This is a genomic window from Pseudomonas sp. PDM10, assembly GCF_014852295.1.
Taxonomy (GTDB): domain Bacteria; phylum Pseudomonadota; class Gammaproteobacteria; order Pseudomonadales; family Pseudomonadaceae; genus Aquipseudomonas.
Window position 1 is genome coordinate 171,275 of sequence record NZ_JACVBJ010000008.1, and the last position, 15,727, is coordinate 187,001.

General features: G+C 60.5%; 14 protein-coding genes. 9 read left to right on the top strand and 5 right to left on the bottom strand.

Annotated features, from left to right (window positions below; translation table 11 throughout):
- Window positions 1-22: 22 nt before the first annotated feature.
- Window positions 23-442, bottom strand: a complete 420-nt coding sequence (locus tag IB252_RS26875; RefSeq protein WP_008152885.1) for a hypothetical protein — start codon at window positions 440-442, stop codon at window positions 23-25.
- Between the two features lie 110 nt (window positions 443-552).
- Between IB252_RS26875 and hrpB the strand changes: the two genes are divergently transcribed.
- Window positions 553-3,072, top strand: coding sequence for an ATP-dependent helicase HrpB (gene hrpB / locus IB252_RS26880; RefSeq protein WP_192410828.1), 2,520 nt, complete (start codon window positions 553-555; stop codon window positions 3,070-3,072).
- A 148-nt stretch (window positions 3,073-3,220) separates the two neighbouring features.
- On the opposite strand, the gene IB252_RS26885 is transcribed toward hrpB, so the two are convergent.
- Window positions 3,221-4,141 (bottom strand): LysR substrate-binding domain-containing protein, encoded by a 921-nt coding sequence (locus tag IB252_RS26885; protein WP_192410906.1) that lies wholly within the window; start codon window positions 4,139-4,141, stop codon window positions 3,221-3,223.
- Window positions 4,142-4,367: 226 nt separating this feature from the next.
- On the opposite strand from IB252_RS26885, the gene IB252_RS26890 reads away from it, so the two are divergent.
- The 5 genes from IB252_RS26890 to IB252_RS26910 all read left to right on the top strand — a co-directional run bounded on the left by IB252_RS26890 (window position 4,368) and on the right by IB252_RS26910 (window position 10,267).
- Entirely contained in the window at window positions 4,368-5,861 is a 1,494-nt protein-coding gene (locus IB252_RS26890; protein ID WP_192410907.1) for an aldehyde dehydrogenase, read from the top strand.
- Between the two features lie 31 nt (window positions 5,862-5,892).
- The gene (locus IB252_RS26895; RefSeq protein WP_111451149.1) at window positions 5,893-7,263 is read left to right on the top strand and encodes an aspartate aminotransferase family protein; all 1,371 of its coding nucleotides are present in this window, start codon (window positions 5,893-5,895) and stop codon (window positions 7,261-7,263) included.
- 380 nt (window positions 7,264-7,643) lie between these two features.
- The gene (locus IB252_RS26900) at window positions 7,644-8,630 is read left to right on the top strand and encodes an ABC transporter substrate-binding protein (RefSeq protein ID WP_046048731.1); all 987 of its coding nucleotides are present in this window, start codon (window positions 7,644-7,646) and stop codon (window positions 8,628-8,630) included.
- Window positions 8,631-8,639: 9 nt separating this feature from the next.
- Window positions 8,640-9,443 carry an ABC transporter permease gene (locus IB252_RS26905; RefSeq protein WP_192410829.1) on the top strand — a complete coding sequence of 268 codons (804 nt, stop codon included), beginning with the start codon at window positions 8,640-8,642 and terminating at the stop codon, window positions 9,441-9,443.
- Window positions 9,431-10,267, top strand: a complete 837-nt coding sequence (locus IB252_RS26910) for an ABC transporter ATP-binding protein (RefSeq protein ID WP_192410830.1) — start codon at window positions 9,431-9,433, stop codon at window positions 10,265-10,267. The genes IB252_RS26905 and IB252_RS26910 overlap by 13 nt, the downstream gene beginning before the upstream one ends.
- Before the next feature lie 138 nt (window positions 10,268-10,405).
- On the opposite strand, the gene IB252_RS26915 is transcribed toward IB252_RS26910, so the two are convergent.
- Window positions 10,406-11,485 (bottom strand): endonuclease/exonuclease/phosphatase family protein, encoded by a 1,080-nt coding sequence (locus IB252_RS26915; protein ID WP_192410831.1) that lies wholly within the window; start codon window positions 11,483-11,485, stop codon window positions 10,406-10,408.
- Between the two features lie 308 nt (window positions 11,486-11,793).
- Window positions 11,794-12,468, bottom strand: a complete 675-nt coding sequence (locus IB252_RS26920) for a YciC family protein (protein ID WP_192410832.1) — start codon at window positions 12,466-12,468, stop codon at window positions 11,794-11,796.
- 178 nt (window positions 12,469-12,646) lie between these two features.
- Between IB252_RS26920 and IB252_RS26925 the strand changes: the two genes are divergently transcribed.
- The 3 genes from IB252_RS26925 to IB252_RS26935 all read left to right on the top strand — a co-directional run bounded on the left by IB252_RS26925 (window position 12,647) and on the right by IB252_RS26935 (window position 14,775).
- On the top strand, window positions 12,647-13,402 hold the full coding sequence (locus tag IB252_RS26925) for a DUF2076 domain-containing protein (protein ID WP_192410833.1): 756 nt from the start codon (window positions 12,647-12,649) through the stop codon (window positions 13,400-13,402).
- Window positions 13,403-13,661: 259 nt separating this feature from the next.
- Window positions 13,662-14,141: an NYN domain-containing protein gene (locus IB252_RS26930; protein WP_192410834.1), complete on the top strand. Its 480-nt coding sequence runs from the start codon at window positions 13,662-13,664 to the stop codon at window positions 14,139-14,141.
- A gap of 22 nt (window positions 14,142-14,163) precedes the next feature.
- A complete protein-coding gene (locus tag IB252_RS26935; RefSeq protein WP_017340916.1) occupies window positions 14,164-14,775 on the top strand; it encodes a PolC-type DNA polymerase III in 612 nt (203 codons plus the stop codon).
- A gap of 356 nt (window positions 14,776-15,131) precedes the next feature.
- On the opposite strand, the gene IB252_RS26940 is transcribed toward IB252_RS26935, so the two are convergent.
- The gene (locus tag IB252_RS26940; RefSeq protein ID WP_192410835.1) at window positions 15,132-15,587 is read right to left on the bottom strand and encodes an Lrp/AsnC family transcriptional regulator; all 456 of its coding nucleotides are present in this window, start codon (window positions 15,585-15,587) and stop codon (window positions 15,132-15,134) included.
- Window positions 15,588-15,727 lie beyond the last annotated feature (140 nt).

A 15,727-nucleotide genomic window follows, 5' to 3' on the forward strand; every position in this document is an offset into this window, starting at 1 on the left:
GCTATTCCTTTATGTGCACGGGTTACGCCGCAGGTTGCAGGCCGAACATGGCCAGTTGCTGGGCGCTGCCCTTGTGCTGGATCAAGCGTGGGTCATCCAGCGGGAAGCTGCGGCCCAGTTCAGTTTCAAGAATAGTCTGCAACTTGTGATTATCGACCTTGCCGTCGGCGCCGATGGCTTCCTTGAGTTTTTCCGGGGCCACCTGTGCGGTCTCGCCGGGCGCGTAGTAAATCGCGCCAGTGGCGAAGTCGACCGCAAACGCGATCAGCCCGGGGATGATGTAGAACAGCAGACCCACGGCATCCAGCGCGGCGATGGCCGGGTCGATCTTGCCGTCAATCTGACCGCGACGGTCAGGGTAGAAAATCGACCCGCAAGCGGTGACCTGGGTCAGCAACGTCGCGACCAATACACCGCCAATCAAACGAAAGGGAACACGCATATGAAATCTCCTGAGTCATCTGGAAAACGAAGCGTAGCCGTTATGAATTAGGACCACGACGAACGCCAGGCAGTTCGCCGTTATACTCGGCCCTCTGTTTTGGAGCCAGCATGATTTCTTTGCCGATTGATGAAGTTTTACCCGCCCTGCGTGAAGCCTTGGCTACACGCCACGAAGCCGTGCTCGAAGCACCGCCCGGCGCCGGTAAAACCACCCGCGTGCCGCTGGCCTTGCTCAACGAGCCCTGGTTGGCCGGGCAGACCATTCTGATGCTCGAACCGCGGCGCTTGGCCGCACGCGCGGCAGCGGAGCGGCTGGCCAGTGAGCTGGGCGAGAAGGTCGGCGAAACCGTCGGTTATCGCATTCGTCTCGACAGCAAAGTCGGCCCCAACACCCGCATTGAAGTGGTCACCGAAGGGATTCTGACCCGACGCTTGCAGGACGACCCGGCGCTCGAAGGCGTTGGCCTGCTGATCTTCGACGAATTCCACGAGCGCAGCCTCGACGCCGATCTGGCGCTGGCCTTGAGCCTGAATGGCCGCGAGCTGTTTCGTGACGATCAGCCGCTGAAGATCCTGTTGATGTCGGCAACCCTGGAAGGCGAACGCCTGGCCGGGTTGCTCGATGACGCGCCGATTCTGCGCAGTGAAGGCCGCATGTACCCGGTGGCGATGCGCTGGGGTCGGCCGTTCCAGCCCGGTGAATTCATCGAGCCGCGTCTGGTGCAAACCATTCTCGAAGCCTTGAATGATGAAACCGGCAGCGTGCTGGTGTTTCTGCCGGGGCAAGCGGAAATCCGTCGGGTGCATCAGCAACTCGCCGATGCACTGGGCGAGAGCACGCAAGTTTTGCTCTGCCCATTGCACGGTGAGCTGGATCTGGCCGCGCAACGCGCCGCGATCGATCCTGCCCCCACCGGCAAACGTAAAGTGGTGCTGGCGACCAACATCGCCGAGACCAGCCTGACCATCAACGGCGTGCGCGTGGTAATCGATGCCGGGTTGGCGCGGGTACCGCGTTTCGACCCGGGCAGCGGCATGGCCCGCCTCGATACTCAGCGTATTTCCAAAGCCAGCGCCACTCAGCGCGCGGGCCGGGCCGGGCGGTTGGAACCGGGCGTGTGTTATCGCTTGTGGTCGCAGGATCAGCACGAGCAACTGGCGGCCTACGCCAGTGCGGAAATCCTCTCGGCGGACCTTGCCGGATTAGCCTTGCAGCTCGGTCGTTGGGGCGTGACACCGGGGCAATTGGTGTGGCTCGACGTACCGCCCGCCGCCGCTTATGCACAGGCTCAGGACTTGCTTGAGCGCCTGGGCGCATTGGACGGCGAAGCGCTGACCCGCCACGGTCAGGCCATGGCCGAACTGCCGGCACATCCACGTATTGCGCATTTGCTGTTGCGCGGTCAGGCGCTCGGCTTGGCCAACATGGCCTGCGATGTCGCGGCCTTGCTCGGCGAGCGGGATATCTTGCGTGGCGCCGGGGCGGATCTGCACAGCCGATTGGTGCTGTTGTCCGGCGAAGAACGGGCCGCACGCGGCGCTCAGGGTGGCGTGCAACGTGCCCGGCAACTGGCGCGGCAGTATCGCGGTTACCTGCGGGGTAAAGCGTCGGAACCGGTCAGCGATCCGGATCATCCGCGCTGGCTGGGCGCGCTGTTGGCGTTGGCCTATCCCGACCGCGTTGCCCAGCAGCGTCGTGCCGGTGGTGCGGAGTATCGTCTGGCCAACGGCCGTGCGGCGTTGTTCGCCGAAGCCGACAGTTTGATGAAGCAGCCGTGGCTGGTGATCGCCGATCTCGGCAGTCGTCAGGGCCAGCGTGAAGAACGGATTTATCTGGCGGCGGATTTCGATCCGGCGCTGTTCGATTCGGTGCTGGCCGAGCAAGTGCGCGTGGTCGATCAACTGGATTGGGATGAGCGCGAAGGCGTGTTGCGCGCCGAGCGTCAGCGCAAGGTCGGTGAATTGATCCTCAGCCGTGAACCCCTGACCGGGCTCGATGAAACTGCCCGCAGTCAGGCATTGGTGAATCTGGTGCGGCGCAAAGGTCTGGAGCTGCTGCCGTGGACTCCGGAGCTGCGTCAATGGCAGGCGCGAGTGGCGTTGTTGCGGCAGCTGGACCTCAGCAGTAAAGAGCAGAGCGAATGGCCGGATGTCAGCGACGCCGCCTTGCTCAAAAGCCTCGAACATTGGCTGATGCCGTATCTGGGCAAAGTCTCGCGGCTCAGTCATTTCGCCAATCTGGACCTGTCGAGCATCGTCCATAACCTGTTGCCGTGGCCGCTGCCACAACGGCTCGATGAGCTGGCGCCGCATCATCTGAGCGTGCCGTCGGGTTCGTCGATTCGTCTGGACTACAGCGAACAGCCGCCGATTCTGGCGGTGCGGTTGCAGGAGTTGTTCGGCCTGGCCGAGACCCCGCGGATTGCCGGTGGCCGGCAGGTGGTCAAACTGCATCTGCTGTCCCCGGCGCGACGACCGGTGCAGGTGACCCAGGATCTGGCGAACTTCTGGCGTAGCACGTATGCCGAGGTGAAGAAGGATTTGAAAGGGCGCTACCCGAAGCACTATTGGCCGGATGACCCGCTGGTCGCCGAGGCAACCGCTCGAATCAAACCGCGTAAAAGCTGAAGCGCTGATCGTTCCCACGCTCCGCGTGGGAATGCATCCCGTGACGCTCCGCGTCACTTCGGTGCCAGGCCCGACGCCAGCGGTGCTGCTGGAACGCGGAGCGTCCCTTGAGGCATTCCCACGCGGAGCATGGGAACGATCATAAGCGCTAAGTTCGGGTGCCGGCCTTGGCGGTGAGCTGCTCCCGGCAATAATCGGCAAACAACTGCGCCGGTTTGGTCAACTGCCCGCGCTTCAACCACGCCGCCACCAGCCCTGAGCCGGTGACGTCTTCGACGATGTCCACGCACACCACTTTCTGGCCGTCATAGGTGCATTCCGAATGCGGCCGGGTGACCAGGATCGAGAAGCCAAAGCCTTGCCCGACCATGCCCCGGACCATCTCGATCGACGGTGAGCTGAAGGCAATGTTCGGCGTCAGCCCCAACTCTTCGAACAGGCTGACGAAGTAGGTCCGGCTTGGTTGCACGTCCAGCAGAATCATTGGCTCCAGGCACAGGTCACGCAGCGACACTTGCTTGAGCTGAGCAAAGCGATGATCCGCCGGCAGCAGCGCATAAGGCCGTTGCGCCGGCATCAGGGATTCGGTCTGGATGGTGGCGTCGAGGTCGTGTTCATACAGGATCGCCAGGTCGAAGGTGCCCGAGGTCAGGCCTTGCACCAGCTCTTGCTGTTCGCCGTCGCGGATACGGATTTTCACCCCGGGATACAGCGCTGAGAACCCGGCAATCAACTGCGGCAGGTACAGCGGCGCGACCGTTTCGAAGCAACCGATATCGATTTGCCCGGCCACCACGTCGTTGTCAGCGAGGGCGTTCTGTTCGAACTCCTTGGCCATGCGCAGCAGTTCCTGGGCCTTGCGGTAGAAGCGGGCGCCGCTGGGGGTCAAGGACACGCCCTGGGCGTGATGACGGATCAGCAGTTGCACGCCGAAGCTGTCCTCCAGGCCTTTGATCGCCGTGGAAATCGCCGGTTGGGCGATGTACAGCTTGCGCGATGCCTCGGCGACGCTGCCGCATTCGACGGTGGTGATGAAGTACTTCAATTGACGCAGGTTGTAGGCAGCCACGGCAAACCTCGGGGTGGATGATGTCGACATCCAGGCAATTTTCGCGCCGACTGCATCCGTTCTGACGACGGTGTTGTTGTGCCTGAACAATAACCACATACCGCGCCACCGGGGAGATCGGCTGCCCAGTTTTTTCATGGTCTGCGAAGACATTTTTACTATTTTTCCTCGACACAGGCCTGGGCCATCATCCAATTCACAAGAAAAGCCCATGGAGCATCTGAACGTGTTCGAGCTTACAGACTGGCAAAAAAAAGCTGCTGCGCTGCGGTTTCCCGATCAAGCCGTGATCGACGGCAAACCCCGTGCGGCGCAGTCGGGGCAGACCTTCGCTGCGGTCAACCCCGCCACCGGCCAGTGCCTGGCCAACGTGGTTGCGTGCGGCAAAGAAGATGTAGACGCCGCGGTGCGCAATGCGCGGCAGGTGTTCGAGGCCGGCACCTGGTCGGCGCGTTCGCCGAGTGAGCGCAAGCAGGTGCTGTTGCGCCTGGCCGATCTGATCATGACCCACCGCGAAGAACTGGCGCTGCTCGATTCGCTAAACATGGGCAAACCGGTGATGGACGCCTACAACATCGACGTGCCAGGCGCCGCCGGGGTATTTCGCTGGTACGCCGAAAGCCTCGACAAACTCTACGACCAGATCGCCCCGAGCGCGCAGAACGTGCTGGCGACCATCACCCGCGAAGCACTGGGCGTGGTCGCTGCCGTGGTGCCCTGGAATTTCCCGCTGGACATGGCCGCCTGGAAACTCGCACCCGCGTTGGCGGCGGGTAATTCGGTGATCCTCAAACCCGCCGAGCAGTCACCGTTTTCCGCCCTGCGTCTGGCCGAACTGGCGCTGGAAGCCGGCCTGCCAGCCGGCGTGCTGAACGTGCTGCCGGGGCTCGGGGAACAGACCGGCAAAGCCCTCGGTTTGCACCCGGATGTCGATTGTCTGGTGTTCACCGGCTCCACCGAAGTCGGCAAATATTTCATGCAGTACTCCGCGCAATCGAACCTGAAACAGGTGTGGCTGGAGTGTGGCGGCAAGAGCGCCAATCTGGTGTTTGCTGATTGTCAGGACCTCGACCTCGCTGCGGAGAAAGCGGCGTTCGGGATCTTCTTCAATCAGGGTGAAGTGTGCTCGGCCAACTCGCGGTTGCTGGTGGCGCGTTCGATCCATGATGAGTTCGTCGAGCGTCTCAAAGTGCAGGCCGAGCGCTGGCAACCGGGTGATCCATTGGACCCGTCGAGTAGCGCCGGAGCCATCGTCGATAGCAGTCAAACCGCACGCATCATGAAGTTCATCCAAAACGCCGAGAGCCGAGGCGCGACCAAGGTGTGTGGCGGTCGACAGTCGATTTTCAACGGCTCCGACAACTTCATTCAGCCGACGATTTTTACCGGTGTGAGCCCGGACATGCCGCTGTTTCGCGATGAGGTATTCGGGCCGGTACTGGCGGTCACGGCGTTCGATGATGAGGCTCACGCCTTGCAACTGGCCAACGACAGCGTCTACGGTTTGGCCGCGTCGCTGTGGACCGACGACCTCAATCGCGCCCACCGCGTGGCGCGGCAATTGCGAGCCGGCACGGTGTCGGTCAACAGCGTCGATGCGCTGGACGTGACCGTGCCTTTCGGTGGCGGCAAACAATCCGGTTTCGGCCGCGACCTGTCGCTGCATTCATTCGATAAATACACCCAGTTGAAGACCACCTGGTTTCAGCTGCGCACATAACAGCCGCTCATAACAAAACGGAGAACTGGCGATGACCACACCACGTGAAACCCGCGACTACCAGGCCGCCGACGCTGCGCACCACATCCACGCATTCGTCGATCAAAAAGCGCTCAACGATGAAGGCCCCCGGGTGATGGTCCGTGGCGAGCGTCTGCACCTGTGGGACAACGATGGTCGGCGTTACCTCGACGGCATGTCCGGGCTGTGGTGCACCAACCTCGGTTACGGCCGCAAGGATCTGGCCGCCGCCGCGACCCGGCAACTGGAGCAGTTGCCGTACTACAACATGTTTTTCCACACCACTCACCCGCAGGTGATCGAGCTTTCGGAGCTGCTGTTCAGCCTGTTGCCGGGCCACTACAGCCACGCGATCTACACCAACTCCGGCTCCGAGGCCAACGAGGTGCTGATCCGCACCGTGCGTCGTTACTGGACCATTCTCGGCAAGCCCGAGAAGAAAATCATGATCGGTCGCTGGAACGGTTACCACGGCTCGACCCTGGCGGCGACGGCGCTCGGGGGCATGAAATTCATGCACGAAATGGGCGGCATGATTCCCGACATCGAACACATCGATGAGCCGTACTTTTTCGCCCACGAGGGCAACCTGACCCCGGCTGAATTTGGCCTGCGGGCGGCGCAGCAATTGGAAGCGAAGATTCTCGAGCTAGGCGCGGACAAGGTCGCCGGGTTTATCGCCGAACCGTTCCAGGGCGCTGGCGGGATGATCTTTCCACCCGAGAGTTACTGGCCGGAAATTCAGCGGATCTGCCGTAAGTACGACGTGCTGTTGTGCGCTGATGAAGTGATCGGCGGCTTCGGCCGTACCGGCGAATGGTTTGCCCACGAGTACTTTGGTTTCGAGCCGGACACGCTGTCGATCGCCAAGGGTTTGACCTCGGGTTACATCCCCATGGGCGGTCTGATTCTGTCGAAGAAAATGGCTCAGGTGCTGGTGGAGCAGGGCGGGGTGTTTGCCCACGGCTTGACCTACTCCGGGCACCCGGTGGCGGCCGCAGTGGCCATCGCCAACCTCACGGCATTGCGTGATGAAGGGGTGGTGGCGCGGGTCAAGGATGACATCGGGCCGTACCTGCAACAGTGCTTGCGCGAGGTGTTCGGCAATCACCCGTTGGTGGGTGATATTCAGGGTGTCGGCATGGTGGCGGCGTTGCAATTGGCAGAGGACAAAACCAGTCGCAAGCGCTTTGCCAATGAAAACGACATTGCCTGGCGTTGCCGCACGATTGGCTTTGAAGAGGGGGTGATTATTCGCTCGACATTGGGGCGGATGATCATGGCGCCGGCGTTGATTGCCAGTCGGGAAGAGGTTGATGAACTGGTTGGCAAAACCCTGAAAGCGGTTGATCGTACGGCGCAGGAATACGGTCGGCTTTAATCTTGTAGCGTTCTTGCGGGCCTCTTCGCGAGCAAGCCCGCTCCCACAGGGGATCTGTGTTGATCACAAATCCCCTGTGGGAGCGGGCTTGCTCGCGAAAGCTATGGTCGATTCACCACACTTCTGATGTTTTGCACCCACCTCGGGCATCCCCGCCCACAGCGCCCTTTTACGGCGCACGCTACCCAGTTTTTTCATCACTCCCAACGATATATTTCCTGATTTTCCTTCTCCCGGCCTTGGGCCAACATCGACCTCGCCAGTCAGCCAAACGCTGCTTGCCGAAAGGTCCATCAGAGACCTCAGGTAGCAGCACTTCTCCAAGGCCGCTGGCCGTACTGCCCATGACAAAACTAAATCAACAGCTTTGGGAGTGCTCCATGATCAAGTCCTTGCTTACTCGCTTCGCACATCCACTGGCGGTCACCGCCATCGCCGCGACGGTCGCTACCAGCGCCCAGGCCGGCACCCTCTCTATCGGCCACACCACGTGGGTCGGTTACGGAACGCTCTACCTGGCTCAGGACCTGGGCTATTTCAAGGAAAACGGTTTGACCGTCGAATTGCCCGTCGTCGAAGAGGCCTCGATGTACATGGCCGCGCAAGCCTCGGGCGAGTTGTCGGGCTCGGCGTCGACCATCGACGAAGTGCTCAAGTACCGCCCACAATTCTGCTTCAAGGCTGTAGCTGCACTGGATGACAGCCATGGTGGCGACGGTGTTCTGGTCGGCAAGGACGTCAAGAGTTTGCAGGAGTTGAAAGGCAAGGCCGTGGCGGTGAACGAAGGTTCGACCTCGCAGTTCTGGTTGTCTTATTTGCTGAAAAAGCACGGCATGAAAATGAGCGACATCACCGTGCAGAACATGACGGCTGACGACGCCGCCACCGCGTTCATCGCCGGTCGCGTGCCAGCGGCCGTGACCTGGGAACCGCACCTGTCGATGGTTCGCAGCAAGCAACAAGGCAAGGTGCTGATCGACAGCAGCAGTACGCCGGGAGTGATTGTCGACGTGGTCGCGCTCAACTGCACGGTTATCGAGAAGCAGCCGGAAGACGTCAAGGCGTTGGTGGCCGGTTTGTACAAAGCGGTGCAGTACACCAAGGACCATCCGCAAGAAGCTTACAAAATCATGGCCAAAGGCGTCGGCGGTTATCTGGCCGATCCGAAGGAACTGGCCGCTGCCGCGCAGGGCGTGCGCTTCTACGATCAGGCCATGAGCGAAAAACTCCTGGGCTCGCCGGGCAATCCGGGCGACAGCGAACCGCTGATCAAACTGGCCAACGAGACCGCCAGTGAATTGCAGGGCAAACCCTACAACGTCAGCAATGACGACCTGATCGACAACCGCTTCGTCAGCCCGCTCTAGGAGGTTCGCATGTTCAAGCGCAATTCATGGCTGAGCCGCTGCATCACGCCCAAGACCGGCCTTCCGGTGTCGGTGATCTGGAGCGCGAGCGGTCTGGCCTGGGTGTTGTTGGTCGGCCTGTGGGCCGGGTTGTCTTACGGCGGCGTGGTGCCGGGCATGTTCTTGCCGACACCGGGCGCGGTGGTCGAGGCCGCTGTGCGCCTGAGCCGTGACGGCACGCTGGGCCAGCATGTGTGGGCCAGCCTCGAAGTGGTCATGGTCGGCTTCATCGTGTCGTCGCTGGTGGCCGTGCCGCTGGGGTTGCTGATGGGCAGCTTTCGCATCGTCCAGGCGTTCCTTGAGCCAATGGTCAATTTCATCCGCTACCTGCCGGTCACGTCGTTCGTGCCGCTGTTCATTCTGTGGATCGGCATCGGTCTGGAGCAGCGGGTGTCGGTGATCATCTTCGGCGTGTTCTTCCAGCAACTGGTGATGATCGCGGACGTGTCCAAAGGCATCTCCAAGGACCTGATCAACGCGTCTTACACCTTGGGTTCGAACCGCCGCGATGCGGTGCTGCATGTGATCGCCCCGGCGTCGTTGCCGGGTGTGCTCGACACTTTGCGCGTGACCATGGGCTGGGCCTGGACTTACCTGGTGGTTGCCGAGCTGGTCGCGGCTTCCAGCGGTCTGGGCTACTTGAGCCTTAAAGCCATGCGCGGCTTTCAGGTGGATGTGATTTTCCTGGCAATCGCGATCATCGGCCTGTTGGGCCTGGTCACCGATCAACTGTTCCGTTTTCTCCGTCTGAGGATCGCCGCATGGGCTCAGTAAGCGCCGTCAACCCTCGTTTCGTCACGTCACAGGCCGCCCCGGTGCACGCCGCGCCAAGGCTGCAAGTGGACAAGGTCAGCCTTCGCTATCAAAAGCCCGACGGTGGCGTGTTCACCGCGCTGGATCAGGTGTCGTTCGAAGTGCCGGATCAGCAATTCGCCGTGCTGGTGGGGCCTTCGGGCTGCGGCAAGTCGAGTCTGCTGTACCTCACGGCGGGTTTGAATGAGCCCACGGAAGGCGAGATCTACGTCGGTGGCCAGCAAGTTCAAGGGCCGGGTGCGGATCGCGGCATGGTGTTCCAGAGCTATACGCTGTTCCCGTGGCTGACGGTGCGGCAGAACGTCGAATTCGGCCTCAAGCGTCGCGGTATGGCCGCCGCCCAACGCAAGGAGATTGTCGACTACTACGTCAACGAAGTGGGCCTGACCGGGTTTGCCGACAACTACGCCAAGCAGCTGTCCGGCGGCATGATGCAGCGCGTCGCCATTGCTCGGGCGCTGGCCAACGATCCGCAAATCCTGCTCATGGACGAGCCCTTCGGTGCACTCGACAGCCAGACGCGCCTGCAAATGCAGCAGCTGTTATTGCGGGTCTGGGGCAACAGCAAAAAGACCGTGTTGTTCGTGACCCACGATATCGACGAGGCGATTCTGCTGGGCGACCGGGTCTATGTGATGGGCGCCAGGCCTGGGCGGATCAAGCAGATTCTGGACGTGCCGATCGAACGCCCACGGACGTTGGACATGGTCATGGAGCGCTCGTTTATCGACATGAAGCGCAAGATCTTCGGGCTATTGCATGATGATTTGGAGGAGGTGCATTGAGCCGATTTTCCGTCATGCCCAAATCCCCTGTGGGAGCGGGCCTGCTCGCGATTGCGATTGATCATTCAACAATGATGTCGACTGACACTACGCCATCGCGAGCAGGCTCGCTCCCACAGGTTTTGCATTAAGCGGAGGTTAGGGCGCTGCCGGCAGGAGGAACCGCGCAATCACCGGCAAGTGATCGGAGATCCGCAAGGTATCGTCCTGTCTCACCATCGCCTCGACCCGTTTGATCCGCGGACTGTAGAACAGGTAGTCGACAGTCCGGTCCGGGCCGTTCAAGCCCGGATCATTCGGGTAATGGGTCAACCACTGCGCCCGGTCGATGCCGCTGGCTTCGTTGTTGGTCGGGATCATCGGGTATTTGTCCCACAGCACATGCAGCGCACTGTCGGCGGAGTAGGGCGTGCGTTGCTCGTCGGGCAGACGTCGATATTGCCCCAGCGGCAACAGGTTGAAGTCCCCGCCGATCAACCACGGCGTGCCGCGGCTTTCGAACTTGTCGAGGACTTTGACCATGGCCGTCACCTGGGATTGCAGCGTTTCGTCGGGCTGGATGAGGCGGTCCAGATGGGTGTTGAGCACCGCTATCTGGCTGCCGTCGCTCAACGGCAGATACGTGACCAATAAGGCATTTTTCGGTTTGAACTGGCGGGTGATGAAATTGGCCGGTGCGACCGGTAATTGCAGGCGTTCGGCGTGTTCGATCTGGTAGCGGCTGAGGGTGGCCAACTGCCGGCCGACGCTGCCAAAGATGTGCGGTTCAGGCACGAAGTCGGCTTTCCAGTCGAAGGCGTGGGTGCTGCACGGATACAGGTCCGCGACTCGCTCCTGAAGCAGCTTGAACTGGTTTTGGTAATCGCTGGCCTTGGCGTCGTCATCGAGCTCCTGCAACAGCACGACGTCCGGTTGCTCGTCGCGGATCACCCGCGCCACTTCATCGAGGCTGAAAGCCATGTCTTCGGGCGTGGGTTTTTCGTCATTGCCAGCGGCCAGGTCATTCCAGAACACGTAGCGTTTTCCCGCCAGGTACTGGACGTTCCAGGTCATCACCTTCAGCGCCTGACCGGGCACCAGCGTCGGTGCCTGGGCGTTGCAACTGACCGGTAAGGCTTCCTTGGCTTCGGGGCGCCAGGTCAGGTTGTAGATCAGCAAGGCAATCAGGCCGGTCACGGTCAACAGGCCCAGCAGGGTGTAGCGCAGTAGACGGGTCATGGCTCGGCTTATAGCGTTACAAAAGTTGACCCCGAGCATAACCGAGCGTCGGGTTTAATCCCAAGGGCGAAACAGCCTGCCCAGCAATTAGCCAAAACACACACCTTTTGTAGCCGCGGCCTTGTGGTGAGGGGATTTATCCCCGTTCGGCTGCGCAGCAGTCGTAAATTCGGCGCATGCGATTTGCCTGGTTCACCGCGAGCACTGATTTTACGACTGCTACGCAGCCGAACGGGGATAAATCCCCTCGCCACAGTCCTCCATGTCCCCGGTGCAAACAGGCAGTGCTACAAGGGGCGCGTTGTTCTTTAAAGAGGTCGATCAATCTTTTCCGGCACCTTGTCGATCAGCATGAACAAGCGGAACAGCACCACGCTGACGAACAGTTGCAGGAAGCTGTGAGCGCTGTCGATCAGCAGGGAAATCACCGGGTTCTGTGGTTCGGGATAGACCGCCAGGGTCGCGCCCTTGAGCACCCACAACGGGCCCATTACACAGAGAATGCACACCAGAATGCGCAGGAAGTGGCCGCGGGTCAGGCGCAGGCTTTCTTTCATTGCCGCCAGCGGTGCCATGCCGCGCAGCACCAGCAAATACTCGCCAAACGCGAGGGTCACCATTAGCCAGATGCCCGGCAGGAAATACAGCGACAGGCCGATCAGGATCAGCAGCGTATTGAGCGCCGTCAGCACGGCAAAACGCGGCCATAGGTAGGCGGACCTCGACAGCAGGTCACGGTTACGCGGCGATTCGCCACGACTGCGGGCATCGAGAAACAGGATCAGTGCGGCGGTGTACAGCGGGTAAATCAACAAGCCGACCATCACGCTGATGCCGGGAAAACTGTCGGGTTCCGTGGAATGGTCGACCACTTGTTGCAAAAGCGCCTCCAGAATCACCAGCGGCAGGCACAGCCGCACGATCTGGCCCAGATTGCGCTTGAAGAAATACAGTGAGTCACGCAGTACATCGAACGAATTCATCAGTCGGTATCGCAGGTTGGAAGCAGTGGCCCACTTTAACCGATGAAGCGCTTTGGGGCGCAAACGTAAACGTTCGGTAAAGACCATTGAAACATCCCGTATCAGCCTCCATTACGGATAAGCACCTTGTCCACAGTGGATAAGGGCAACGATATTCCCGGCAATCTACGAGGTCGCCATGAACAGCGAAGAACAAACCCTGATCGATGGACTGTTTTCCCGGCTGCAACAGGCCGAAACGGACTCAGCCCCGCGCGATGCCCAGGCCGAGGCGCGGATCAAGGAACACCTGACTCGCCAACCCGCGGCAGGCTATTTCATGACCCAGGCGATTCTGGTTCAAGAGGCTGCCATCAAGAGCCTCGACGAACAGAACAAACAACTCGCCCAGCAAGTCCAGCAATTGCAGGCCGAACTGCAATCGGCCAAGGCGCAGCCGGCGGCTGCAGCACCGAGCAGCGGTGGCTTTTTGTCGAGCATTTTTGGTGGCGGTTCCCGTGATCCGCAGCCAGCGCCCACCCAAAGTCCACCCGCATCGGGTGGTGGCGGCTGGCGTGAACCGACGCGGCCGTCGTTCAACTCGCAGCCGCCACAACAGAACTTCGGTGCAGCGCCGCCTCAGCAGAATTACGCCCCGCAACAGCCTGCCGGCAGTGGTTTCCTCGGTGGTGCGCTGAAAACCGCCGCCGGTGTGGCCGGTGGTGTGATGCTGGCGCAAGGCATCAGCAGCCTGTTCCATCACAATCAGCAGCCGGAAGTGGTTGAAGTCATCAAGGAAGAACCGGCTCAGGTCAATGATCAGAGCGGCGATAACGGCTGGAGAGATGATCAGCGTGTGGCTGACAACTCCAGTGATCAGGGTGGCTTTACCGACGCCGACTACAGCGATGACAGCTCATCGTTCTTCGGCGGCGACGACGATTCCTTCGTCTGATACATCTGTGGCGAGGGGATTTATCCCCGTTCGGCTGCGCAGCAGTCGTAAAATCAGTGCTCGCGGTGAATCAGGCAAACCGGGTGCGCCAAATTTACGACTGCTGCGCAGCCGAACGGGGCGGTGCGACGTTTCGATAAATCCCCTCGCCACACGGCCGATTATTCGCGGAACAATCCTTCAGGCTGGCATACTGGGCAACTTTTCGGGCCTGGTGCCTGATCCTGCCTGCGCTGCGGCGCGCCAACGAGGATGACCGGTGAAAAAAATCGCAGTGTTCGCCGATGTCCAGAACCTCTATTACACCGTGCGTCAGGCCTATGGTTGCCATTTCAACTATGCCGCGCTGTGGGCTGATATCAGCAAACAGGGCGAGATCGTCGAGGCTTATGCCTACGCCATCGATCGTGGCGACAGCAAACAACAGCAATTCCAGCAGATCCTGCGCAACCTCGGCTTCGTCGTGAAGCTCAAGCCCTACATCCAGCGCAGCGATGGCTCGGCCAAAGGCGACTGGGACGTGGGCATCACCCTCGACATCATGGACGCCGCCGATCATGTCGACGAAGTGGTGCTGGCCTCCGGTGATGGTGATTTCGACATGCTGCTGGAGCGCATCATCACCAAGCACGGGGTGCAAGCCGTGGCCTACGGCGTGCCGGGCCTGACGGCCAACTCGCTGATCCGCGCCGCCAGCCGCTACGTGCCGATCGAAGGCACGTTGTTGCTCAAGAATTGATTTTTACGGAGTTGAAACAGGTTTGGAACGCATAGCAGTCATCGACTTTGAAACCACCGGGATCTCCCCGAGCAGCAGCTGCCGGGCCACGGAAATTGCCGTGGTGATCCTTGAACAGGGGCGCATCGTCGAGCGTTACCAAAGCCTGATGAATGCCGGCGTGCGCGTCCCGGCCTTCATCGAACAACTCACCGGCATCAGCAACGCCATGCTGCGCACCGCGCCATCGGCCGAGCAGGTGATGAACGAAGTCAACGAATTCGTCGGCATCACACCGCTGCTGGCGCACAACGCCGCGTTCGACCAGAAGTTCTGGGACTTTGAGCTGGGGCGTATCAAACGCACACGCTTGCAGAACTTTGCCTGCTCGCTGCTCCTCGCCCGCCGTTTGATGCCCGCCGCGCCGAACCACAAACTCGGCACCCTCACCACGTTCGCCAGCCTGCCCAATACAGGTAAAGCTCACCGGGCCATGGCCGATGCCGAGATGGCCGCTAACCTGACGGCGCATTTGGCCCAGGAGTTGCGGCAGAAGCACGGGTTGCGCGAGCTGTCACATGATCTGCTGGTGAGCTTGCAAAAAGTGCCGGCGGCGAAGATCAATGAGCACCTGAAGCGCCATCGCGGGTTCTAGCAGCAACGCCATTCCCCTGTGGGAGCGAGCCTGCTCGCGATAGCGGTTCATCTTCAACCGTGATGTTGACTGACACTCCGCCATCGCGAGCAGGCTCGCTCCCACAGGGTCGGTGTCCGATCTTGTTTATTGTGTTTAACCACGCCTCACATTCGACGATCGCTCCTACCGAACTTTAGGGATTGTCCGTCTTGCCCCTCAAGGCGCCGGATATAGCGGCGTTCGCGGAGTCTGATCACACCGCAAATCCCCTGTGGGAGTGAGCCTGCTCGCGATTGCGATTTATCATTCAACATTGCTGTTGATTGATACGCCGCTATCGCGAGCAGGCTCGCTCCCACAGGGATTGCGCCGTTTCAGATTCTGCCATTGCCTTCCAACTGCCCCAACGGCACGCGCTTCTCGATGGCGCTCGATAGCACAATCGAGGTCTTGCTGAACCCGAATTTGGCGATCCGGTTGATCAACTCTTCCAGCTCCGGCATCGAACCCACCGCTGCTTGCATGATCACGCACGGATCACCCGTCACCCGATGGCATTCGGTCAGTTGCGGGATTTTGATCAGGTCGTCGTAGGCCTTTTGGTTGCCATGCTGGTTCAGGCGCAGTTCGATGACGCACTGGATCGGCAGACCGATTTTCGACATGTCGACCTTCGCCTGGTAACCGGTGATCACCCCGCAGGCTTCCAGTTTGGCCACGCGCTCGGCCACGGCCGGAGCGGACAGGTTCACTTTGCGCGCCAGGTCGGCGTAGGACGCACGACCGTTTTCCAGCAGGGCGCTGAGGAGCATGCGGTCGTATTTGTCCATGGTCGGACTCCTGAAAAATGACTGACTTTCGAAAACACGGTTTATAGCGATGATCTCCGTGTTTTAAAAAGTGTACCGGCGCTATAAACAGGTTTTGTAACTTATTTTACGCCGCTGGCCTTTCTAGAATAGCTGCTCAC